Consider the following 21,073-nt stretch of genomic DNA (forward strand, 5'->3'; position numbering starts at 1 on the left):
GTCCGTGACCCATGTCTCCCGTGCGTCGATGGCAGTGTGGGTGAGGTGGTGGATGCGCCGCTGGCGCGCCTCGTGGAGCTCCGCGACGTGGGGGTCGGTGGGTGCGCCCCAGCGGGCGTGAGTGGCGTCGAGGGCCAGGTCGCCATACCGGCGCTCGAGTTCGCGGACTCGTTGTTCGAGCCGGTCAGCGTGGGCCTGCCGCAGACCAGGGTCGAGGGTTCGGTCGCCGTGGACAGCGTTGAGGTCCCGTTCGAGAGTCTCGATCTCGGTGGCGAGTCGTTGACGGATGCGATCGGGGTCGCATTGGTCGAGTTCGGCGTCGATCTCGGCGAGGGTTCGGGATTCGGGCGTGTCCAAGCTGAGGGCAGCCGCCTCGGCGAGCAGCGCTTCGACGTCGGGGTCGAGGGGCTGTGGCCGCCTTGCGAGGGGGTCGTGGTCGTCGCGGAGGGTGGTGAGTTGGCGGTGTTCGATGATGTGGGGCCAATGCTCGATGATCCAGTCGCGGCGGGTTTGTTGGGTGGCGTATGCGCTGCGGAGACCGTCGATGACAGCAGCCGGTTCCAGTTCCGAGTGCAGCAGCTCGTCGATGAAGCGGCTCTGGTCCGCTGGTGCGGTGGCGAAGATCTGTTCGAGCTCGTCGAGCCGATCGCCGATGGTGGCTGGGTCGAGTTCGGGGATCAGGACCGGCTCCGTGGGCCGGTAGTCGTGGAGCCAGAGGCGGGTTTCGAGGGCGCGGTCCATGTGCTTTCGCCATTCGGCGGCGAGTTCGGGGCTGTCGGGTTCGGGGCCGTAGCCGGGAACGGTTTCGGGGAGTTGGTGTCGGTCACGCCAGGTTGCGAGTTGGCGGACCTCGTCGTCGTAGACCTGGGCGCCGACGGGGTCGGCGGGACGCTGGCCGTACCAGGTGGTCAGCCAGCCCGGGGCGTGGCCGGCGAGCTCACGGAAGGAGCGTTCGACGCGCAGGCGGATCGCGGCGCGACTGAGGTGTTCATCGTCGACGCCGATTCCATGACTTGCGAGCGCGGCGGCCCATGCGTCGGCGATGTTGGCGTGGGTGGCGTGGAGCTGGGCGAGGGTTTCGGCGGCGGTGTCGGTGAGTGGGGAGGGTTCTGGGTTGTCGATGGAGAGGATTTCGCTCCAATCGAGCTGCTTCACGGCGACAGTTCCGGTCGGTGAGGTGAAGCGGATGGTGGCTCGGGCGGCGTGATCGGAGATGGCGGTGACGATGCCGACGTTGTCCCAGCCGTCGAGGGCTCGGACGCGGCCTCCGATCTGGAGGTGGGTGCGGGCGTGTTCGGCGGTGCGCAGCTCGCGCTCGAGCATGTCGGGCCGTCTGATGCCGGAGCGCTCGACGGCGGTGAGGATGTTGCGGATGTGGCGGAGGCGGGTTTCGAGGTCGGCGAGTGGTGTGGTGGTGGCGAGGTCGGCGATGTCGTCGAGGCGGTGGTGTTGGCGGAGGGTGAGGGTCTTGGCTTCGCTGCGCTGCAGGGTGTCGAGGATCTGTTCGTCGGGCCGGTCGTCGCGCTCTGACGGGAGGGGGATGGTGCCGTTGGTGTGGGCTCGTTCGACGGCGGCCTCGGCGGTGGTGGCGTAGAGGGTGGCGCCGTGGCGGGCGCGGGACATCGCCACGTAGTAGGCCTCGCGGTACATGCCGTGCGGGCCGATGACGTGGACACGGTCGCACGTGACGCCCTGGGCCTTGTGGACCGTCATGGCGTACCCGTAGGTGAGGTGCCCCGCTGTGACGTAGTCGGCCGTGAGGCGGATGCGGCGGTGGGTGTCGAGCCGGATGTCGACGGCGCCGTCCGGCCCGATCGCGGTGATGGTGGCGAGCATTCCGTTGTCGACTCGGCATGTCCGGCCGGTGTCGAGGTCGTGCTGGCCGGGGGCATTACGGGTCAGCAGGACGCGATCGCCAATCTGGATCACCAGTGCGCCGACGTGAAGCTCAGGGTCGGTGAGGTGGCCGTCGGTCTGGGCGCGGTGGCGGGCGAGGCGGTTGAGGGTCGTGGCGAGTTGGCGGGTTCCGGCGAGCAGCAGCGCTCGTTCGCCGGAGCTGTGGGTGTCCCACCAGTCGTCGATCGCGCGGGCGTGCAGGTCGTCGGGGTGGTCGATGATCACGACCCGGTCGTGGGCCATGTAGGCGTCCCAGGCGGCGCGGACGTCGCCGTGGCGTAGTTGGTCGAGCGCGGCGTGTTCCCACGTCTCGGTCTGGCGGCGGTTGATCGTCAGTTCACAGACGTGGGTACCGGCGGCGGTGACGGCTTCGGCGAACCCGCCGCCTGCTGTGATCTCGGGGAGCTGGTGATGGTCGCCGACCAGGATCACCTTCGCCCCGCGCCGGCGGCAGGTGGCGAGGAGAGTGTGGAGCTTGACGGTGCCGACCATCCCGGCCTCGTCCACGATCACCACCGTGCGCTCGTCGAGCTGCCCGGCGGCGTGGATGAGGAAGCGTTCGATGGTGAACGCCTCGACACCGGCGCCCTCGGACAGCTCGCGAGCCGCCCTACCCGTCGGCGCCGCACCGACCACCCGGAAGTCGCCCAGCGTCGGGTCGGCGAGAAGGCGACGTACGGCGTTCATGGCGTAGGTCTTCCCGGTCCCAGCCCGCCCGACCACGACCTCCACCGCGAGGCCTTGGGTGGTGACGCGGCGCACGAGATCCGCCTGGTCAGCGCCCAGGTCGGTGGCGTGGGTGGCGAGCCACTCCTCAACCGCAGCGGGGTCGAGCCGGATCGGGGAGGTCGGATACGGCGTCAGCGAAGTGATGAGGTCGCGTTCGATCGACAGCAGCCGGCGGGTGGTGTACTGCTGCTCGAACCCCGCCTCACCGGCGCCGGCTGAGGCGGGGACCAAGTCGGGGCGGGCGAGGACGGCGTTGGTGAGTTGCTCGATCACCCGCACCGATCCCCCGCCACGTAGCTGGGCAGTGACTTCGGACTGCACCTGATGCCGAGTCACCACCCCATCCCGGTTGAGGAGATGGTTGGCGATCCTCGACGCGAACACGTCGATCGACACGCGCACCTCGGCCAGCTCCCCAGTGCCCGGATCAGGCAAGGCGACCAACGCGCCCTGGTCCGGATCGAGTACCGCCGCCCGATCGGGGCGGCCTGCAGCGAGGAGGGCGTCGATATCAGCGGGGCCGAAGCCGACCGCGGCAGCCTCATCCTGCCACCGCTCATCCAGCGTCGCCGTGTCGACCACGGTCTTCGCCGCCCGGGTAGCCAAGGCTGCCGCGTTGCCGGCCTCCAGCCCACTCGCACCTTGGCGTTCGAGCTCGTCTTCGATCTCGTGGCGTCGCTTCGAGAACAGCTCCAGAACACGGTCCGGGACGCCGGCGATGTCCGCCATGTCGTTGCGGGCCGGTCGCCACTCGACACCAAGGCGGCGTGACAGTTCGTCTCGCAGCACCGTCTGGTACAGCGCGCCAGCGGCCCGCGCCGACCGGTACAGCGCCTGACCATCCAGCGCCGTCCAGCGCCCGTCGGGCCCTCGGGCGATGTTCGCGACGAGCACGTGCGAGTGCAGCTGCGGGTCACCCGCCCGCGAGACCCGATGCCGGAATGCGGCCGCCACGAACCCTGCAGCTCGCATCCGCCGACACCCCGACCCAGATCCGGTGACCATCCGGTTGTTCGACCCGCGACGCACGAAGCACGCCTCGCGCTCCAACCACGCAAGCGCGTCGGCGACAGCGGTCTGGTGGGCGTCGACCACAGCGGCGCGCACGATCGGATCCCCCAGCGCATACACCACCGACACCGACTTTGGTGCCGAGAACGTCATGTCGAACCCGGGCACGCGCCCTTTCCACGTGCGCAGCTGCTGCCCATTCGGCGACAGCCCGGTGCCCGGCGCGAGTCCAGCCAGGACGGCGTGAAGATCGTCCGCAGCCACTGCGCCGGCCAGCCCGAGCGTCGCGGTGCCGATGCCGAGCCACTCCCCCGCCGACTCACCGGCGCCGGTGTAGTAGTCGTCCAACCCGCGAGCGACCTGCTCGAGGTAGTAGGACTCAGCCCCGACACGCAGCTTCCAGATCGACAACATCGCACCCGGCAACGACCGCGCCGAGCCCGGTCTGTTACGTCGGGGAACGTTCCCGCGAAGGCCCGCTCACACCTTGGTGCAACTGTGTGGCAAACGAATCGCGATTCGTTTGCTTTCACCGCTGATCAACCGGGGGTCGGAGCTTCGGGCGGGTCGGAAGTTCGCGCTTCGGCGAGCGTCCCCGCGTGATGCGATTGACGCCGGGACTCGGTCGTCGTCCCGCTCGCGTCGGCATGAGCGACTGTGGGATCACCGAACGAGCTCGTGCAGCTGATTCAAAGCGCTGCGCACAGCGGAGAACGACTGAGGGAGATCCTCCAGGATCCGGGCGATCGCGTCCTGCCGGCGGGCCGTGCCCCCTCTCTCCTATGTCAAGCGACGTGTGCGGCGGGGTGTTCTCGAGCGCTGGCAGCGTCGGCGAGCATCGCTCGGAACACGACGTCTGAGAGTCGTCGTTTCAGCGACCGGAGGGCTTCCTTGCCGGTGGCGCCGACCTCGGTTCGACGGCGGAGGAACGCGATCGCGTCGGGGTGTGATCGTGCTTGGGTCAGCGCGATTCGGTGGATCGCGGCGTTGAGTTGTCGGTTGCCAGCGCGGCTGAGCCGGTGACGGTCGCTATTGCCGGACCAGACCGGTGTCGGAGCGGTGCCGTTGTGGCGGGCGAACGCGTGCTGGGACTTGAAGCGTTCGATGCCGGCGACTTCGCCGACGAGCTTGGCCGCTGCGAGCGGTCCGACCCCATGGACCTGGCGCAGGCACGGCGCCGTCGACTTCGTCCGCTGCTCGAGCTCGATTCGCAGACTGTTGATATCGACGGTGAGCTGGCGGATGCGCTCGACGAGATCGGCGGCGATGCGAGCGATCACGGTGTCGATGTCCGCCAGACGCTCGGCGGCGATGGCGAGGTGCTCGAACGTGGTGAGCGTGCGCAGGTCAGGCTCCCACGTCGGGTCGATCTCATGCAGGTGCCAGCGGAGCCGGTTGATGTGCCTCGTGCGCTCGGCTACCAGGTCTTCTCGGTGATCGACGAGCAGACGGAGTTCTCTGGATTCTTCGTCGAGATGGGCGGTCGGCAGGTCGGGTTCACGTAGGGCTGCGCGTGCGACGGCGAGCGCGTCGATCGGGTCGGACTTGCCGTAGGTGCGCGCCGAGTCCCGGGAGTGCGCCATCAACTTCGGTGCACCCGCACGATCCGCTCCCCAGCGGCGAGCATGTCGCGCTCGAGTCGTCGGGACAGATGACGGCAGTCCTCGACCGCCCAGCAACGATCGTCGCCGAACTGATCGGCCCAACGGATGATCGCCAGGTGGTCTGCGGTGGTGGTCGCCCTGGTGGTCCTCGTGCCGAGTTGTCGACCGAGGTGGTCGACGGCGACGACGGTGTGGGTGCGCTTGTGCGCATCGATGCCGAGCGTGATCATGGTCCTGTTGCCTTTCAGTGGTTGAACGGTGACAGGACCGGTCGGCGGGCACACCTCAGTGGGGGCGATGCCACGCTCCTATCAAGCCACGCCGGCCGGTCCGCATCGTGCTGCTGGCCGCAAGACGGGGCCTGGCCACCGAAGGGCATGGCGTGGTTGAGCGAGCCAGCTGCACGACGATCAGCATCACACTGACCCCGGCATCATCACACTGAGCGGCGTGGTGGAAGTAGGTCTTTGACCCTTGGCTTCGTCGGCCGATGTTAGGCGGCCGGGAGTTCGGGGTTCTCGGTGGTGGTCACCTCCTCGGGGTCGGCGTCGATGAGAGCCATGGATTCCTCGGAAAGGTAGCGGCGTTCGGCGACGGCCCATTCGTCGTGTTGTTCCAACAGGACGGCGCCGACGAGGCGGACCACTGAGGCGTCGTCGGGGAAGATCCCCACGACGTTCGAGCGTCGTTTGAGCTCTTTGTTGATCCGCACGAGCGGGTTCGTCGAGGCGATCTTGCGCCAGTGCGCGCGTGGGAACGCGGCGAACGCGGTGACGTCGCCTTCGGCTGAGGCGAGGATCTCGGCGGCAATCGGGAACCGGGGTTCGAGCATGGTGACGACGTCGTGGAGATGGGTGCGGATCGCGGCCGGGTCGGGTTGGGCGTAGATCGTGCGCACCGTCGCGGCGACCATGTCTTTGTGCGCGGCGTTGACCGTGGCCAACACGTTGCGAGCAAGATGCACCTTGCAGCGCTGCCATGACGCTCCGGCGAACACGCGGGCGACCGCGGCTTTCAAGCCGGCGTGGGCGTCGGAGATGACCAGGCGCACGCCGTCGAGGCCGCGGTCGCGCAGCGTGCGCAAGAATGCGGTCCAGAACACCTCGTCTTCGGAGTCGCCGACGTCGAGACCGAGGACTTCCCGGTTCCCGTCGGCGGTGACGGCGGTGGCGACCACGACCGCGCGGGACACGATGCGGTGGTTGTTGCGGGCCTTGATGTAGGTCGCGTCCAAGTAGACGTAGGGCATCGCAATGTGATCGAGAGGTCGGGTTCGGAACACGGCAACTTCGTCGTCGATGCCCTTGCAGATCCGTGACACGGTCGACTTCGACACGCCTGACTCGCAGCCCAACGCCCGCACGAGATCGTCGACTTTCCGTGTGCTGGTGCCGGTGATGTAGGCGGTCATGATCACCGCCCACAACGCCTGATCGACCCGCCGGCGCGGTTCGAGCAGCGACGGGAAGAACGACCCGACACGCAGTTTCGGGATCCGCAGCTCGATGTCACCAGCCGGCGTCGACAGAGTGCGCTGCCGGGCGCCGTTGCGATGGTTCGTTCGAGTATCGGTGCGTTCGTGGAGCTCGGCGCCGATCGTGGCGGTCAGCTCGGCGTCGATCAGATCCTGCATCCCGCGTTCGAGCAGCAATCGAAACAGATCCTTGCTGTCGCCGTCGCCGAGCTGCGCGACGAGGTCGTCGAAGCGGGCATCATCATGGTGGGTCATCGCGTGTTCATCCTTCTCAGTGAGTGCTTTCGCAGGTCTCACCAAGGGTCACGCGATGGCCCACCTCACCGGGTGGACCACCTCGGCTACTTCCACCACCTCACTCAGTGTCATGTTGGTGTGGTCAGGCGATCATCAGATGGGCTGACCAGTTCGGCGACGTTCGTTGTTGGGCCGTCGAGGACTGCCGTCATCTCTCTCGACGGCTCGAGCGCGACATGCTTGCCGCTGGGGAGCGGATCGTGCGGGTGCCACCGAAGTTGATGGCCCACTCGCGTGATTCGGCGCGCACCTACGGCAAGTCCGACCCGATCGATGCGCTCGCGGTCGCCCGGGCAGCGTTGCGTGAACCGGACCTGCCGATCGCTCATCTCGACGACGTAGCACGCGAGCTCCGTCTGCTCGTCGATCACCGAGAAGACCTGGTAGCGGAGCGAACACGGCACATCAACCGGCTCCGCTGGCACCTCCATGAGATCGACCCGGCATGGGATCCGGACCTGCGCGCACTGACCACGTTCAAGCACCTCGACATCGCCGCTGGCCGCCTGGCGACGCTCGACTCGGTGATTGCTCGGATCGCCAGCGACCTCGTCGAGCGCATCCGTCAGCTCACCGTCGACATCAACGACCTGCGCGTCGAACTCGAGGCCCGCACCGAGACATCCGCTCCGAACCTACGTCAGATCCACGGCATCGGCCCACTGGCCTCAGCGAAACTGATCGGTGAGGTCGCCGGGATCGGCCGCTTCCGATCCCGACACGCATTCGCTCGCCACAATGGCACCGCACCGACGCCGGTCTGGTCCGGACACCCGGATCGTCACCGGCTGAGCCGCGCCGGCAACCGACAGATCAACGCTGCGATCCACCGGATCGCCCTCACCCAAGCCCGATCACACCCCGCCGCGCGGGCGTTCCTCGAGCGCCGCGCCGATCAGGGCGCCACCCGCAAAGAAGCAATCCGGTCACTGAAGCGACGCCTCTCCGACGTCGTCTACCGAGCCATGCTCGCCGACGCCAACACTGCCCAACGTCACGCTGCCGTCCTGGCTGCTTGACATAGGAGAGAGGGGACGCCAACTGTGGCGGCGCACCAGCTCGTCACATGTCACCAGCAGCTCCGCAACCTGCCCAGGCGCCAGCGACGACATCGCATGCGATCTCCGAAGCGGCTCGATTTCGTGGCCCTCCAGCACGACCGGAGCATCGCGCGATCGAACGCGCGTTCGCAAGCCTGCGGCTCGACCTGCCGTGGCGTAACAGACTTGGTTCTCGAGGATCGTTCCCTCCCACCGACGGCGCGCTCCCGTCGGACCGACCAGCCGAGCAGGGAACGTGTACGTTGTGGCCGACACCTCCACCCCACCCACCGAGGTGCTGATCACCATCGAAGACGCGAGCCGACGACTTGCGCTGAGCCGCTCGAAGATCTACCAACTCATGGCCGCCGGCGAGCTCACTCCCATTCGAATTGGCCGATCCTGCCGACTGCTCGCCCAAGAGGTTGCTGAGCTGCCCTATCGGTACGCGGCCGACCATCGCGTGTGACGACGCGCCTGCCTACGCCTGGGCTCCGGCGATAGTCCCGGTGGCGAGAGCGGGCTCATCTGTCGCAAGGTCTCAATGCGACACCCCTCTGAGAGGATGAACGCATGGGAACTCCGTTCAAAGTCGTCCAAGGCCGCCTCGACGAGTCCGCTCTGAACCTCTTCGACCGAATGGCGCAACTGCATCTCGCCGCCGTATCCGGGGCCACGCAGGAGTTCATCTGGATGCGCACGAGGACCATGGCAGGAGACGGCCAGCAGCTCCTATGGCTGGGGGACGGGAATCGTGGCCGGACACAGGTCGAGTTCACTGGCAACGACCTCCAGGACTTAATCGACGCCAGCCTGGTTCGCCGAGCCCGGAACAGTGACCGGAACAACTACCGTATCCCAAGCGATGGCGTCCGCTTCTACAGATGGCGGATGGTTCAATCGGGAGGATCCTCCATCGAGCAGGTCGAGTCTGCGGTGCGGTCTTCGCTAGAGGATCCCGCCCAGCTGGCGCTTCGCCACCCTGAGGCCTCGCGCCATCTTTCCTCGGCGTTTGACAAGCTGTGGACGGAGTCGCGCGACGACAACACAATGATCGAAATTGGGGGCTCGTTGCGGTCGGCGATAACTGCGATGACGGCCGACCTCGTTGGACACGACACCTCACCGGAGAAGGTCGTCACCGCGCTCGAACCGTGGCTCAAGGAACCGAACCGCCTCCCTCCCCGCCAGCCTGAACTCTTGACTTCCCTTCTCGACTGGACCGTCCGATGCTGCCAACGGATTCACCACCTACACGACGAACGGGCTCGTGGCGCGCCCGATCCGGACTGGAGCGAGCTAAGGCGAACGGCGTTCCTGACGTCGTTGCTGTGTTACGAACTGGATCGATTGACGCCCGACTGAGGACGGATCAGTCGGTGTCGGTGTGCAGGCCGCAGCACTGAGGCGCCCCGCCAGAGTCCGAGCAGCTCCTCCGCTCGCTCGTGAGACGCTCGGTCGGGACTGTCAGATCCGCGGTGTAACTGGTCTGGCCTGAAACGCTGAGCGGTTCGCTCGGCGGGAAGGACAGACGACCATGACGAACCATGATGTGGCGGTGGCGACACCGTCCGACGACACGAGCGAGGAGCGGCCGGATCAGACGCTGGCCGAGCAGCTCGTCGAGCAAGCACGAGCTGACGGCAAGAGCCTCGTCGGTCCCGACGGCCTGCTGTCGGATCTGACCAAGCAGGTCCTCGAGACCGGCCTCGAAGTGGAGATGGAAGAACACCTCGGCTATCCGAAACACGCCTCAGCGGGCCGCGACGGTGGCAACAGCCGCAATGGCACCCGGTCGAAGCAGGTGATCACCGAGGTCGGCCCGGTCGACATCGACGTGCCCCGTGATCGCGACGGCAGCTTCGAGCCCAAGACGGTCCGCAAGAACCAGCGCCGGCTCGACGGCGTCGACTCGATGGTGATCTCCCTCACCGCCAAAGGGCTGACGACCGGTGAGATCGAAGCCCACCTCGCCGAGGTCTACTCGACGGAGATCTCGCGGGAGACGATCTCGAAGATCACCGACCGGGTGCTCGACGAGCTCGCCGACTGGCAGAACCGACCGCTGGACCGGGTGTATCCGGTCATCTTCATCGACGCGATCGCCGTCAAGATCCGCGACGGCCAAGTCGCGAACCGGCCCGTGTACGCGGCGATCGGCGTGAGCGTTGATGGCAAACGCGACATCCTCGGCCTATGGGTCGGCACCGGCGGTGAGGGTGCGAAGTGCTGGCTGCAGGTGCTGACCGAGATCAAGAACCGCGGCGTCGACGACGCCTGCATCGTGGTGTGCGACGGACTGAAAGGTCTGCCGGAATCGATCGAAGCAACCTGGCCGCTGGCGGTCGTGCAGACCTGTGTGCTGCACCTGATCCGCAACACGTTCCGGCTCGCCAGTCGGGCGGACTGGGACAAGATGGCCAAGGACCTTCGACCGGTCTACACCGCCGTCAACGAGGCCGACGCCCAGGCCCGGCTCGATGAGTTCCACGACCGATGGGGCGACAAGTATCCAGCGATCCGCACGCTGTGGGCGAACGCGTGGTCGGAGTTCGTGCCGTTCCTCGACTACTCGCCCGAGATCCGGCGAGTGATCTATTCGACGAACGCCATCGAGTCGTTGAACGCCCGATTCAGGCGAGCGACCCGAGCGCGCGGGCACTTCCCGAACGAGCAAGCCGCGCTGAAGTGCCTCTACCTCGTCGTGCGGTCGCTTGACCCGAAAGGCACCGGCCAGGAACGCTGGATGAACCGCTGGAAGCCGGCACTCAACGCGTTCGCGATCACCTTCGAAGGGCGCCTCTTCTGAGGCCCTACGATCCCCAACAACAATGACCAGCCAGATCAGTTACACCAACGATCTGACAGTCCCCCGCAGTCGCGTCGACCCTTGTTGGTGTGCTTGCGCTGCTGCTCTAGCGAACTCGGGGTGACCCACAATGCCGAAGTCATCGAGTGGCACCTCTTGGAGACGTACGACTGACGGTGGCCGAGACCGTGTCCCTCGTCCGGCTGGTACAACCACCGACGCCGCCACGCCGCCGCGTACACGAGGAGCCCCGCCCGCTATGAACAGATCTACGAGGAGGCTCACGTTGTACAGGACGGCATCTCACGTGCCGAAGCCGAACCAAGTGATGCGAGCAGCGTCTCGATCGCTGGATGTGGCAAGGGTTGCCCGGTTCGCGACGCTCGGGGCCTTCAGACACGTCCACGCCTCGGCCGGGACGATGACCGGATGAAGCGCCAAGCACGACAACCCATTAGTCGCCTCCCGTGGTACCAGCCTGGGGCGCCCGATGTTGCACCGCCGGGCCGAGCGTCCGAATGAGAACGCCAACCGGACAGCCCCGAACGGCGCACGGCGTCTGATCCGGCGTGTCTCAGATAGCTGGTACGCAGAGATTCTCAAGGAGGGAGGGCTATTCGTGCGCCTCTCCGATCCGTCGTGAATGCCAGACGCCACACCGAATCAGCCGACGACAGCGAATCGGGGCAGTCGGCCGAACACTCTCCAGAGCCACGCGAACTGAACGCGTACCAAACGCGTACCAGACAAGACGAAAGCCCTGGCGGCGACTCGGGAATGTCGTCTGACCAGGGCCTTTGTGGTGGGCGTACGAGGAATCGAACCTCGGACCTCCACCGTGTCATGGTGGCGCTCTAACCAACTGAGCCATACGCCCGTAGCGGGCTCGTACGCTACCAGCCATGCCGTCGGGCTCCCACCCCGGATCCGCTGCGCTCGATGAGGTGGCACTCATCGACGTCGAGCCCCTGCTGGCGGGCGGCGACGGCGTCGACGAGGTCGCTGCCCAGATCGATCGAGCGTGCCGCGACCTCGGCTTCTTCCGCATCGTCGGCCACGGCGTGCAGCCAGGTCTGCTGACGGCACTCGACACCGCCGCCCGGGCGTTCTTCGAGCAACCCGACGTCGACAAGGAGCGATTCACCATGCTGCGCGCCGGTTCGGCCTGGCGCGGCTGGTTCCCCGTTCGCGGCGAGATCACCTCGGGGCGGCCGGACCGCAAGGAGGGGCTCTACGTCGGGATCGAGCACCCACCGGACCACCCGCGCGTCGTGACTGGCACCCCCCTCCACGGCGCGAACCTGTTCCCGCCCGGCGACCTCGGCCCCGCCACGATGGCATGGATCGAGGCGCTGATGCCTCTCGCCGCGACGCTGACGAGGGGCATCGCCGTCGGCCTCGGGCTGCACGCCGAATGGTTCGATCGGCACCTGACCGCCGATCCGACCGTGCTGTTCCGGATCTTCCACTACCCGGCGCTGCCCGACAACGCGACGGCTGTCGAGTGGGGCGTGGGCGAGCACACCGACTACGGGCTCCTGACGCTGCTCGCCCAGGACGAAGCAGGCGGTCTCGAGGTTCGCACGCCCGACGGCCGGTGGATCGCGGTGCCGGCCGAGCCGGGCGCGATCGTGTGCAACATCGGCGACATGCTCGATCGGCTCACCGAGGGTCGCTACCGGTCGACGCCGCACCGGGTTCGCAACACGAGCGGTCGGAGCCGGCTCTCGTTCCCGTTCTTCTACGACCCGTCCTGGGACGCGACGGTGACGCCACTCCCGCTCGACGGATCGCCGCCGGCCGACGACGCCGCTCGCCGCTGGGACGGCGCCAGCGTGCACGCCTGGGACGGCACCTACGGCGAGTACCTCACCGCCAAGGTCGCCAGGGTGTTCCCCGAGCTCTTCGACACCGTCACCGACTGACGTCGCGAGTTGTGTCTGACACAACTTGCGACGTCAGTGGAGGTGGAGGCTGATCTCGTTGGCCATCAGGCGGCCCGACCGGGTGAGCACCCATCGATCGCCCTGTTGCTCGACCAGTCCCGGGAACGCGTCGCCGTCGAGCGCGTCGAGCGGTACGCCGTGTCGCATCCGGAGCAGGAGCTCGTGGCGCTCGAACCGGCGGGTCGCCTCGTCGAGCTCCTCCCCTGCCGCCTCGGTCGGCTCGCCCGCCGCTACCAGGTCGATGTAGCGATCGGGCGTCCGGACGTTCCACCACCGACGTCCGTCGTGGTGCGAGTGAGCGGCGCACCCGAAGCCCCGGTAGTCCTGCTGCAGCCAGTAGAGCACGTTGTGCCGGCACTCGTGTCCGGGCACCGCCCAGTTGGAGATCTCGTAGTTCTCGAGCCCGGCTGCGGTGAGGAGCTCGTCGACGATCTCGTACTTGTCGGCCTGGTCGTCGTCGTCGGGGTGGCGGTCAGGCTGCTCCGCGAGCGGCGTGCCCGGCTCGACGGTCAGGCCGTACGCCGAGACATGGGGCGGTTCGAGCGCGACGACCGCCTCGACGGTGCTGCGCCAGTCGTCGATCGACTCGCCGGCCGCGCCGTAGATCACGTCCAGGTTGAACGTCGGGAGCCCGACCGCCCGGACAGCCGCGACAGCGCGCTCGACGTTGCGCCGGTCATGGCGCCGGCCCAGCGCGCCGAGCACGTGTGACGCCATCGACTGGACGCCGATGCTGACGCGAGTGACGCCAGCGGCGGCATATGCGGCCAGCAGCTCCTCGGTGACATCGTCGGGATTGCACTCGACGGTGACCTCGGCGCGCTCGGTGACGGGGATCGCGGTGATCAGTGCTGCGAGCGCCTGACCGTCGATCGTCGAGGGCGTGCCACCGCCGACGAAGACGCTCGTTGCGGTCGGCATGCCGTCGGTGACCGCACCGTCGATGTCGGCCCCGAGCGCGCGGAGGTAGGCGTCGGTCAGGTGATGACGATCCGTCCAGGTTGCGAACGCGCAGTAGTCGCACTTCGACGCGCAGAACGGGATGTGCAGGTACACACCGAACGGGGGCGACGAATCGTCGGCGGCCGGCATCCGCTCAGTGAAGCAGGATCCGGCGGCAGCGGGACGCGAGAGCGCTCCCAGGCTCAGGCAGGACGGAACACGAGGTCGAGCGCCTCGAGGCGCAACGCGACCTGGTCGACGGGGATGTCGAGCATCGCGGCAATGGCCCGCCGGTCGTCCTGCCGGATGGTGAGCACCCGACCGTTGAAGTCCTGGCGCTGGACCTGGATCATGCGCAGGAACCGGGTGAGCATCTCGAACGGTGCGCCCGACAGCTGGGTGAGCTTCAAGATGTCGATCGCCAGCTTGGGCTTCGGCCCGTCACCGTCCTCGGCGGCGCCGGGGTCGCGCTCGTTGCGCGGCAGCAGCTGGTCGACCGGCACCCGGTAGAACTGCGCGAGTCGGTCGAGGCGGGGCAGCGAGAGCGCTCGCTCGCCGCGCTCGTACGCGCCGAGCACCGACGCCTTGAACTCCTGCTCGGACTGGGCTTCGACGTCGTGCAGCGACAGTCGCTTCTGCTTGCGAATCGCGCGCAGTCGCTCGCCCACCTGCACGCTGTAACCGGCGTCGTCCAGTTCCTGATCGGTGTCCACCTCAGCTCCTCACAGACGTCTCGTGGTCTGCCGGCATCGTACTCCGTTTGACATCACACCGTGACGAAATGGCCACTTCAACACCGAGATTTTCACTGTACGTGACCAAGAACGCGCGCCGCGACTGTTATCGCGGCCGTCTCCACACGCAGCACGGACGCTCCGAGACCGACTCGACCGGCTGCGCGGTCGAGTTCGGACGACGACCAGCCACCCTCCGGGCCGATCGCGATGGAGCGATCGGCACGACCGAGCGGACGACCCCCGTGATCAGCCGCGATGGCAGATGAAAGAAATTCCTTCGCGCCGATCGGCCCCTCCACCACCGGCAGCCACACCTGACGTGACTGCTGCAGCGCCTCGCCCGCCACCCGGACCAGGCGGTCGACGTGCCTTGCGGCGCGCTCCCCCGACCACCGCACGATCGACCGTTCGGCATGCAGCAGCACGATGCGATCGACGCCGAGCTCGGTGAGCTTCTGCACGATCCACTCGGGGCGATCGTGCTTGGGGACCGCGAACGCGATCGTCACCGGTTCGGCGCGGGCATCGACGCAGCCGACTTCGCCGGTGGGCTCGATCACGCCACCCGACATCGCACACGTGCGCCACCGGCCGCAACCATCGGTGATGGTGACCACCTCGCCGTCGCGGAGCCGCAGCACGCGATTCAGGTGATGGGATGTGGCGTCGTCGAGGACCGGTGTGGCGACGTCGCCGACGAGCACGTGTGCGGCCGCCCGCCGAAGCACCTCGGCGGCCGCCGGCGTCACGAGAACGCTGACTTGATCTTCGAGAACAAGCTGCTCCCCGCCTCGCCGACCTCCTCGCCGCGGCCCTCGGCGAAGGTCCGCAGCAGATCGGCTTCGTCGGAGGTCAGCTTGGTCGGCACCTCGACGTCGACGACCGCACGGAGATCGCCGCGCCCTCGGCCGTGCAGCCGCGGCACGCCACGCCCGCGCAACACGAACTGATGGCCCGGCTGCGTGCCGGCCGGCACGACGAGGTCCTCGTCGCCGTCGAGGGTGGCGAGGGCGATCTTGGTGCCGAGCGCGGCCTGGGCGATGGAGATCGGCACATCGGTCACCAGATCGTCGTCCTCGCGCCGGTACCGGTCGTGCGGTCGCACCCGCAGGTGCACGTAGAGGTCGCCCGGCGACCCGCCCCGCGGACCGACGGCGCCGCGACGGGTCAGCCGCAGCGTCGAACCGTCGACGACGCCGGCCGGCACGTCGACGTGGTACGTCTTGTCGGTCGTCACCCGGCCCTCGCCCCGGCACGTCTTGCACGGCGTGGTGATGACCTCGCCGAGGCCACCGCAGCGCGGGCAGGGGCTCGACGAGACCATCTGGCCGAGCACGCTCTGACGGACCCGTCGGACCTGACCCGACCCGTTGCACTCGGAACACGTGACCGGCTTGGTGTTCTCACCAGCACCGCTGCCGTCGCAGTCGTCGCAGGCCTGCGGCAGCTTGAGCTCGACGGGGATCTGATCGCCGAACACGGACTGTTCGAACGTGATCGCCACCGACACCTCCATGTCCTGACCGCGCGGTGGGCCACTGGGCCCCCGCCGGCCGCCACCGAACGGACCGCCGCCACCGCCGCCGAAGAACGCGTCGAAGATGTCGCCGAGACCGCCGCCGAAGAGGTCGTCCATGTTCGGACCGCCGGCACCGCCGACGCCGGCCTCGCCGAACTGGTCGTAGCGGGCGCGTTGCTGGTCGTCGGACAGCACCGCATAGGCCTTCGACAGCTCTTTGAACTGCTCGGCGGCTTGAGGATCGTCGGGGTTCGCGTCGGGATGCAGGTCGCGGGCGCGCCGCCGGTAGGCCTTCTTGATCTCGTCGGCGCTCGCCGTCCGTGAGACGCCGAGCAGTTCGTAGTAGTCGGCAGCCACCTCAGGCCTCTCCGAGTCGTCGGCCGAGACGGTCGCTCACGATGTCGACGGTCGCCAGGGCCTGCGGGTAGTTCATGCGGGTGGGGCCGAGCACGCCGACCGACCCCAGGTGTTCGCCGTCGACGACCACCGGTGCCACGACGACCGAACACGCGGAGAGCGGCTCGACGCCGTGCTCGACGCCGATCGCGACGGACATGCCACGATCGACGATGTCGCGGACGAGCGACACGACCACGAACTGCTGCTCGAGCGTGTGCAGCACCTCGCGCACCACCTCGACGGCGTCGAACGAGTCGGCCACCGAGGACGCGCCGCCGACGTAGACGTGATCGTCGTCGGAGGCCTGCCGCAGCGCAACGACGGCCGAGTCGCAGACCGCGTCGACGCTCGCTTCGCCGGTGGCGGTGACGTCGGCGAGCGCAGCCAGCGTCTCGTCGGTGAGCGCAGCAGCCAGGTGCACGCCGGCCGCCGCGAGCGCCGCATCGGACACGCTCTCGTCGACCTCGATGACCTCGTTCTCGACGCTGCCGTTGCCGAAGACCAGCACGACCGTCGCAGCGTTCGACGACAGCCGCACGATCTGCACGCTCCGGATGGCGATGGCCTCGGCCTTCGGCCCGAGCACGACCGCCGCGTTGTTGGTCAGCTTGGTGAGCAGGTCGGACGTCTGGTGGAGCATCTCTTCGAGGCGCCCGTGCGCGGCTTCGAAGAACGCCCCGACCTCGCGGGTCGTCGCTGCGTCGACACGGCCGGGCTGGGCGAGATGATCGACGAAGAAGCGGTATCCCTTGTCGGTCGGCACGCGGCCGGCCGACGTGTGCGGCTGCACGAGGAAGCCCTCGTGTTCGAGCACCGCCATCTCGTTGCGAACGGTCGCCGACGAGACGCCGACGCCGGACGCGCCGGCGATGTGCGACGACCCGACGGGCTGCGCCGTGGCGATGTACTCCTGCACGATGGCGCTGAGAATGGCGGTCTTGCGATCGTCCAGCATCTTGGCAATCGAGGATACCGAGTGCCAGGGCCCGGCGCTGCGTCTGGTGAGCCGACCCGAACCCCCACCGCGAATGCGGGCGCCAGGGCCCATACTGGTGCCGCCATGGCGACGCCCGACGACGACCGTTCCACCTCCACGAGCGACACGAGCGACACGAGCGACGCGACCGCCACGACCGCCACGACCTCCACGACCGGCGACGGCGCGACGAGCACCGACTTCGTGCGTGAGCTGGTGCAGCGCGACCTCGACGAGGGCACGTTCGGCGGTCGCGTCCAGACCCGGTTCCCTCCCGAGCCCAACGGCTACCTCCACATCGGACATGCGAAGGCGATCACGCTCGACTTCGAGCTGGCGAAGGAGTTCGGTGGCATCTGCAAGCTGCGCTTCGACGACACCAACCCCGAGACCGAGGAGGTCTCGTATGTCGAGGGGATCCTCGCCGACCTCGCGTGGCTCGGCTACGGGGTCGACGACCCCGTCTACGCCAGTGATTACTTCGGGCAGCTCTACGACTGGGCCGAGTACCTGATCACCGAGGGCAAGGCCTACGTCGACGACCAGGATTCCGAGACGATCCGTGAGCAGCGCGGCGGCTACGGCAACCCCGGCGTCGAGTCGCCGTACCGCGATCGCCCGCCGGCCGAGAGCCTCGATCTGTTCCGCCGGATGCGAGCCGGCGAGTTCCCCGACGGATCGCGGGTGCTGCGTGCGAGGATCGACATGCAGCACGAGAACATGCAGCTGCGCGACCCGGTGATGTACCGGATCCGGCGCGGCCACCACCACCGCACGCACGACGCGTGGGTGATCTACCCGACGTACGACTGGGCGCACGGGCAGAGCGACGCGATCGAGGGCACGACGCATTCGCTGTGCACGCTGGAGTTCGACAGCAATCGACCGCTGTACGACTGGTACCTCGAGCAGCTGCCGCTCCCCGGCGACCAGCCGCGCCAGACCGAGTTCGCACGACTCGAACTGACCCACACGGTCACGTCGAAGCGCAAGCTCGCAAAGCTCGTCGCCGACGGCATCGTCGACGGGTGGGACGACCCGCGCATGCCGACGCTGCGCGGCATGCGCCGGCGCGGCTACCCGGCGTCGGCGATCCGCGACTTCTGCGGGTTCATCGGCGTCGCCCGCACCAACAGCCGCCACCAGATCGAGCTGTTCGAGTCGTTCGTGCGCACCGAGCTGAACCGCACCGCACAGCGGCGGATGGCGGTGCTGCGCCCCCTCCGGCTGAGCATCACGAACTGGCCCACCGACGACGACGGCAACGCGGTCGTCGAGCACTTCCAGGTGGCGAACAACCCCGAGAACGAGGCCGACGGCACCCGGGAGGTCGCGTTCGGCGGCGAGTTGTGGATCGACCGCGACGACTTCATGGTCGACCCGCCGAAGAAGTTCTTCCGGCTGGCGCCGGGTCGCGAGGTACGGCTGCGCGGCGCGTACTTCGTGACCGCCTCGGGCTACGAGACCGACGACGAGGGCAACGTCACCGTCGTGCACGCGACCTACGATCCCGAGACGAAGGGTGGCTCGGCGCCCGACGGCCGCAAGGTGAAGTCGACGATGCACTGGGTGTCGGCGGCTCATGCGGTGCCGGCGACCGTGGCGCTCTACGAGCGCCTCTTCGCCGCCGAGGTGCCCGGCGAGGCGACCGGTGACCCGCTCGACGACGTCGACACCGACTCCCGCGAGCTGCTGACCGACTGCCGGGTCGAGGCCGCGCTGGCCGACACGGCGCCCGGCGAGGTCGTGCAGTTCGAGCGGCTCGGCTACTTCGCCCACGACCCCCGCGAGCCGATGCTGTTCCACCGCACCGTCGGCCTCCGCGACGAGTGGGCCAACATCCAGAAGCGCCAGGGCTGACACGGGCCGAGATGGCGGCTCCCGCCGGCTTTGAGTGGACGGTTCGCCGGAACGGTGAGGTCGTGATCACGCATCATGGGCGCCGGGCGAGCGTGCTGCGCGGGCGCGCCGCCGAGCGCCTCCTCGAACGACTCGGCCGCGCCGCCGACGAGGCTCAGCAACAACACGTCCTCGCTCGCGCAACGGGCAACTACCGCCGCGGGAACGAACGTCGCTGAACGCTCACCCGACACGTCGCGAGTTGTGTCAGACACAACTCGCGACGTGTCAACGCTCGGCGGTGGCGATCAAGGCCGGCGACGGGAAGCTGACCCGCCCGGCCGCATCGGTGAAGCTGCTCCACCTGCCCTCCGCCTCGGCGAGGAACCGGGCGTACATCTCGTCGTCGATCGACTCCGAGGCCGTCCAGCCCCGGAGCTCGGTGTGCACCCACGCCTCGATCGAGGGAAAGGTCGCCGATCGCACCTCACGTTCGACGCTGACGTCCGGGAACGAGCTCGCGAGCAGCCCGGCCAAGGTGTCTTCGTCGCCGACCGTGAACGGCACCCGTACCCCCTCGGCGATCTCTGCGCCGAACAGCTCGTCGAGCAGAGCGTGCATCGCCGAGTACCCGGCGTTCTGATCGAGATCGGCCCACGTGACGGCGGCCAGCCGCCCGCCCGAACGGAGGACCCGAGCCATCTCCGCTGCGCCAGCAACGGGATCTGCCAGGAACATCAAGGAGAACTGGGCGATCACGGCATCAGCGACGGCGTCGTCGACCGGCAACGCCTCGGCGGCGCCCATCCGCCAGTCGATGTCGGGCGCCAGGCGGGCGGCGACTGCCAACATCCCGTCGTTGGGGTCGACCCCGATGACCGCTCCGTCGTCGCCGGCGCGGCGGCGAGCTGCCCGAGCCGCGACGCCCGTCCCGCAGCCGACATCGACGACGCAGTGCGCGAGCGACACCCGAGCCGCGTCGACGATCGGTTCGGCCCAGGGCGCGAAGAGCGCCGGGACGAAGTCCCGCTCGTACACCTCGGCTGCCGTGGCGGCCACCTGTCCAGTTGCTGCATCTGCCATGGCCCGATCGTCCCGTGCATCGCGCTCGGTCTCCAGTTCGAAGATCGAACTTCCCTGCGATCGTCGTGGCAGCCACCATGGTGGCATGGAGACGTACGGCCAGTACTGCCCGATCGCCCGCACCGCAGAGATCCTGGCCGAGCGATGGACGCCACTCGTCGTCCGCAACTTGCTGTTCGGCGCCACGACGTTCACGGCCATCGCCAACGGCGTCCCGACGATGTCCCGATCGGTGCTGAGCTCCCGGCTCCGATCGCTCGAACGGCGGGGCGTCATCGTCCGTGCCTCCTCGGGCTCGGGTGCCCGCAGGTACCTGCTGACCGAGGCCGGCTACGACCTCGCCACCACGATCGCAGCGATGGCCGAGTGGGGAGAGCGTTGGCTCGACGTCACGAGCGACCACCACGATCCGGTCTTCGCCCTGTGGGCGTGGAGCCATGTGCAGGCCGCCGCGTGCGAACTGCCGACCACGCGCACCATCGTCGAGTTCGAGTTCACTGAGGAGCCGCCCGCACGCCGCCGCTGGTGGCTCCTCGTGCAGCGTCCGACGACCGACATGTGCGACCACGACCCGGGCGGGGACGAGCGGGCCTGGGTGCGGGCGCGATCGGGCCCGTTCTGCGACTGGCATCGCGGCGCGCTGTCATGGGCTGCCGCGCGCCGATCTGGCGCCATCGAGGTCACCGGGCCCCGCGAGCTCGTGCGCGGTCTCCCCCGCTGGAACACGCACGCTCCGACGATGCCGCCGCGCAGCGAGGTCTGCGCCTGACAG

Annotated in this window: 18 protein-coding genes and 1 tRNA gene; 8 read left to right on the plus strand and 11 right to left on the minus strand. The window is 68.2% G+C overall.

The window, feature by feature from the left end:
• The 4 genes from mobF to QNJ12_RS10725 form a co-directional block, all read right to left on the minus strand.
• On the minus strand, window positions 1–4,047 hold a 4,047-nt coding region (mobF, locus tag QNJ12_RS10710), incomplete at its 3' end, for a MobF family relaxase (protein ID WP_300622631.1).
• 374 nt (window positions 4,048–4,421) lie between these two features.
• A complete protein-coding gene (locus QNJ12_RS23725) occupies window positions 4,422–5,219 on the minus strand; it encodes a transposase (RefSeq protein WP_367281774.1) in 798 nt (265 codons plus the stop codon).
• On the minus strand, window positions 5,219–5,470 hold the full coding sequence (locus QNJ12_RS10720; RefSeq protein WP_300622633.1) for a hypothetical protein: 252 nt from the start codon (window positions 5,468–5,470) through the stop codon (window positions 5,219–5,221). The genes QNJ12_RS23725 and QNJ12_RS10720 overlap by 1 nt, the downstream gene beginning before the upstream one ends.
• A 263-nt stretch (window positions 5,471–5,733) precedes the next feature.
• The gene (locus QNJ12_RS10725) at window positions 5,734–6,969 is read right to left on the minus strand and encodes an IS256 family transposase (protein ID WP_300622634.1); all 1,236 of its coding nucleotides are present in this window, start codon (window positions 6,967–6,969) and stop codon (window positions 5,734–5,736) included.
• 107 nt (window positions 6,970–7,076) lie between these two features.
• Here QNJ12_RS10725 and QNJ12_RS10730 point away from each other — a divergent pair, with 107 nt between their 5' ends.
• The 4 genes from QNJ12_RS10730 (at window position 7,077) to QNJ12_RS10745 (ending at window position 10,860) form a co-directional block, all read left to right on the plus strand.
• Complete coding sequence (locus QNJ12_RS10730; RefSeq protein ID WP_300622635.1) at window positions 7,077–8,030, plus strand: IS110 family transposase; 954 nt, start codon at window positions 7,077–7,079, stop codon at window positions 8,028–8,030.
• Between the two features lie 286 nt (window positions 8,031–8,316).
• The gene (locus QNJ12_RS10735; protein ID WP_300622636.1) at window positions 8,317–8,520 is read left to right on the plus strand and encodes a helix-turn-helix domain-containing protein; all 204 of its coding nucleotides are present in this window, start codon (window positions 8,317–8,319) and stop codon (window positions 8,518–8,520) included.
• Between the two features lie 104 nt (window positions 8,521–8,624).
• Entirely contained in the window at window positions 8,625–9,416 is a 792-nt protein-coding gene (locus tag QNJ12_RS10740) for a hypothetical protein (RefSeq protein ID WP_300622637.1), read from the plus strand.
• 172 nt (window positions 9,417–9,588) lie between these two features.
• The gene (locus QNJ12_RS10745) at window positions 9,589–10,860 is read left to right on the plus strand and encodes an IS256 family transposase (protein ID WP_367281775.1); all 1,272 of its coding nucleotides are present in this window, start codon (window positions 9,589–9,591) and stop codon (window positions 10,858–10,860) included.
• Window positions 10,861–11,660: 800 nt separating this feature from the next.
• Here QNJ12_RS10745 and QNJ12_RS10750 read toward each other — a convergent pair.
• Window positions 11,661–11,737, minus strand: a tRNA-Val gene (locus QNJ12_RS10750).
• 25 nt (window positions 11,738–11,762) lie between these two features.
• Here QNJ12_RS10750 and QNJ12_RS10755 point away from each other — a divergent pair.
• Complete coding sequence (locus QNJ12_RS10755) at window positions 11,763–12,785, plus strand: 2OG-Fe(II) oxygenase family protein (protein ID WP_300622638.1); 1,023 nt, start codon at window positions 11,763–11,765, stop codon at window positions 12,783–12,785.
• A 33-nt stretch (window positions 12,786–12,818) separates the two neighbouring features.
• On the opposite strand, the gene hemW is transcribed toward QNJ12_RS10755, so the two are convergent.
• The 5 genes from hemW to hrcA all read right to left on the minus strand — a co-directional run bounded on the left by hemW (window position 12,819) and on the right by hrcA (window position 17,358).
• Window positions 12,819–13,898, minus strand: coding sequence for a radical SAM family heme chaperone HemW (gene hemW / locus QNJ12_RS10760; RefSeq protein ID WP_300622639.1), 1,080 nt, complete (start codon window positions 13,896–13,898; stop codon window positions 12,819–12,821).
• Between the two features lie 53 nt (window positions 13,899–13,951).
• Window positions 13,952–14,461: a transcriptional regulator gene (locus tag QNJ12_RS10765; protein WP_300622640.1), complete on the minus strand. Its 510-nt coding sequence runs from the start codon at window positions 14,459–14,461 to the stop codon at window positions 13,952–13,954.
• Between the two features lie 92 nt (window positions 14,462–14,553).
• Window positions 14,554–15,234, minus strand: a complete 681-nt coding sequence (locus QNJ12_RS10770) for a 16S rRNA (uracil(1498)-N(3))-methyltransferase (protein ID WP_367281776.1) — start codon at window positions 15,232–15,234, stop codon at window positions 14,554–14,556.
• Window positions 15,231–16,361, minus strand: coding sequence for a molecular chaperone DnaJ (dnaJ, locus tag QNJ12_RS10775; RefSeq protein WP_300622641.1), 1,131 nt, complete (start codon window positions 16,359–16,361; stop codon window positions 15,231–15,233). The genes QNJ12_RS10770 and dnaJ overlap by 4 nt, the downstream gene beginning before the upstream one ends.
• A 1-nt stretch (window position 16,362) precedes the next feature.
• Window positions 16,363–17,358 (minus strand): heat-inducible transcriptional repressor HrcA, encoded by a 996-nt coding sequence (hrcA, locus tag QNJ12_RS10780; protein ID WP_300622642.1) that lies wholly within the window; start codon window positions 17,356–17,358, stop codon window positions 16,363–16,365.
• Window positions 17,359–17,463: 105 nt separating this feature from the next.
• On the opposite strand from hrcA, the gene QNJ12_RS10785 reads away from it, so the two are divergent.
• The gene (locus QNJ12_RS10785; RefSeq protein WP_300622643.1) at window positions 17,464–19,239 is read left to right on the plus strand and encodes a glutamine--tRNA ligase/YqeY domain fusion protein; all 1,776 of its coding nucleotides are present in this window, start codon (window positions 17,464–17,466) and stop codon (window positions 19,237–19,239) included.
• A gap of 62 nt (window positions 19,240–19,301) precedes the next feature.
• Window positions 19,302–19,457, plus strand: a complete 156-nt coding sequence (locus QNJ12_RS10790; protein WP_300622644.1) for a hypothetical protein — start codon at window positions 19,302–19,304, stop codon at window positions 19,455–19,457.
• 49 nt (window positions 19,458–19,506) lie between these two features.
• Here the strand turns inward: QNJ12_RS10790 and QNJ12_RS10795 are convergent, their stop codons facing one another.
• Window positions 19,507–20,301, minus strand: coding sequence for a class I SAM-dependent methyltransferase (locus tag QNJ12_RS10795; RefSeq protein WP_300622645.1), 795 nt, complete (start codon window positions 20,299–20,301; stop codon window positions 19,507–19,509).
• 85 nt (window positions 20,302–20,386) lie between these two features.
• On the opposite strand from QNJ12_RS10795, the gene QNJ12_RS10800 reads away from it, so the two are divergent.
• Window positions 20,387–21,070 (plus strand): helix-turn-helix domain-containing protein, encoded by a 684-nt coding sequence (locus QNJ12_RS10800; RefSeq protein WP_300622646.1) that lies wholly within the window; start codon window positions 20,387–20,389, stop codon window positions 21,068–21,070.
• Window positions 21,071–21,073 lie beyond the last annotated feature (3 nt).

It is taken from the genome of Ilumatobacter sp. (assembly GCF_030065885.1).
Classification (GTDB): domain Bacteria; phylum Actinomycetota; class Acidimicrobiia; order Acidimicrobiales; family Ilumatobacteraceae; genus Ilumatobacter.

Excerpts from the sequence above, each read along its gene's own strand:
- hrcA (WP_300622642.1), bottom strand. The coding sequence starts at position 17,358 with ATGCTGGACGATCGCAAGACCGCCATTCTCAGCGCCATCGTGCAGGAG.
- QNJ12_RS10800 (WP_300622646.1), top strand. The coding sequence starts at position 20,387 with ATGGAGACGTACGGCCAGTACTGCCCGATCGCCCGCACCGCAGAGATC.
- QNJ12_RS10755 (WP_300622638.1), top strand. The coding sequence starts at position 11,763 with ATGCCGTCGGGCTCCCACCCCGGATCCGCTGCGCTCGATGAGGTGGCA.
- QNJ12_RS10745 (WP_367281775.1), top strand. The coding sequence starts at position 9,589 with ATGACGAACCATGATGTGGCGGTGGCGACACCGTCCGACGACACGAGC.
- QNJ12_RS10785 (WP_300622643.1), top strand. The coding sequence starts at position 17,464 with ATGGCGACGCCCGACGACGACCGTTCCACCTCCACGAGCGACACGAGC.
- QNJ12_RS10740 (WP_300622637.1), top strand. The coding sequence starts at position 8,625 with ATGGGAACTCCGTTCAAAGTCGTCCAAGGCCGCCTCGACGAGTCCGCT.
- hemW (WP_300622639.1), bottom strand. The coding sequence starts at position 13,898 with ATGCCGGCCGCCGACGATTCGTCGCCCCCGTTCGGTGTGTACCTGCAC.
- QNJ12_RS10720 (WP_300622633.1), bottom strand. The coding sequence starts at position 5,470 with ATGATCACGCTCGGCATCGATGCGCACAAGCGCACCCACACCGTCGTC.
- QNJ12_RS10795 (WP_300622645.1), bottom strand. The coding sequence starts at position 20,301 with ATGGCAGATGCAGCAACTGGACAGGTGGCCGCCACGGCAGCCGAGGTG.
- QNJ12_RS10725 (WP_300622634.1), bottom strand. The coding sequence starts at position 6,969 with ATGACCCACCATGATGATGCCCGCTTCGACGACCTCGTCGCGCAGCTC.
- QNJ12_RS23725 (WP_367281774.1), bottom strand. The coding sequence starts at position 5,219 with ATGGCGCACTCCCGGGACTCGGCGCGCACCTACGGCAAGTCCGACCCG.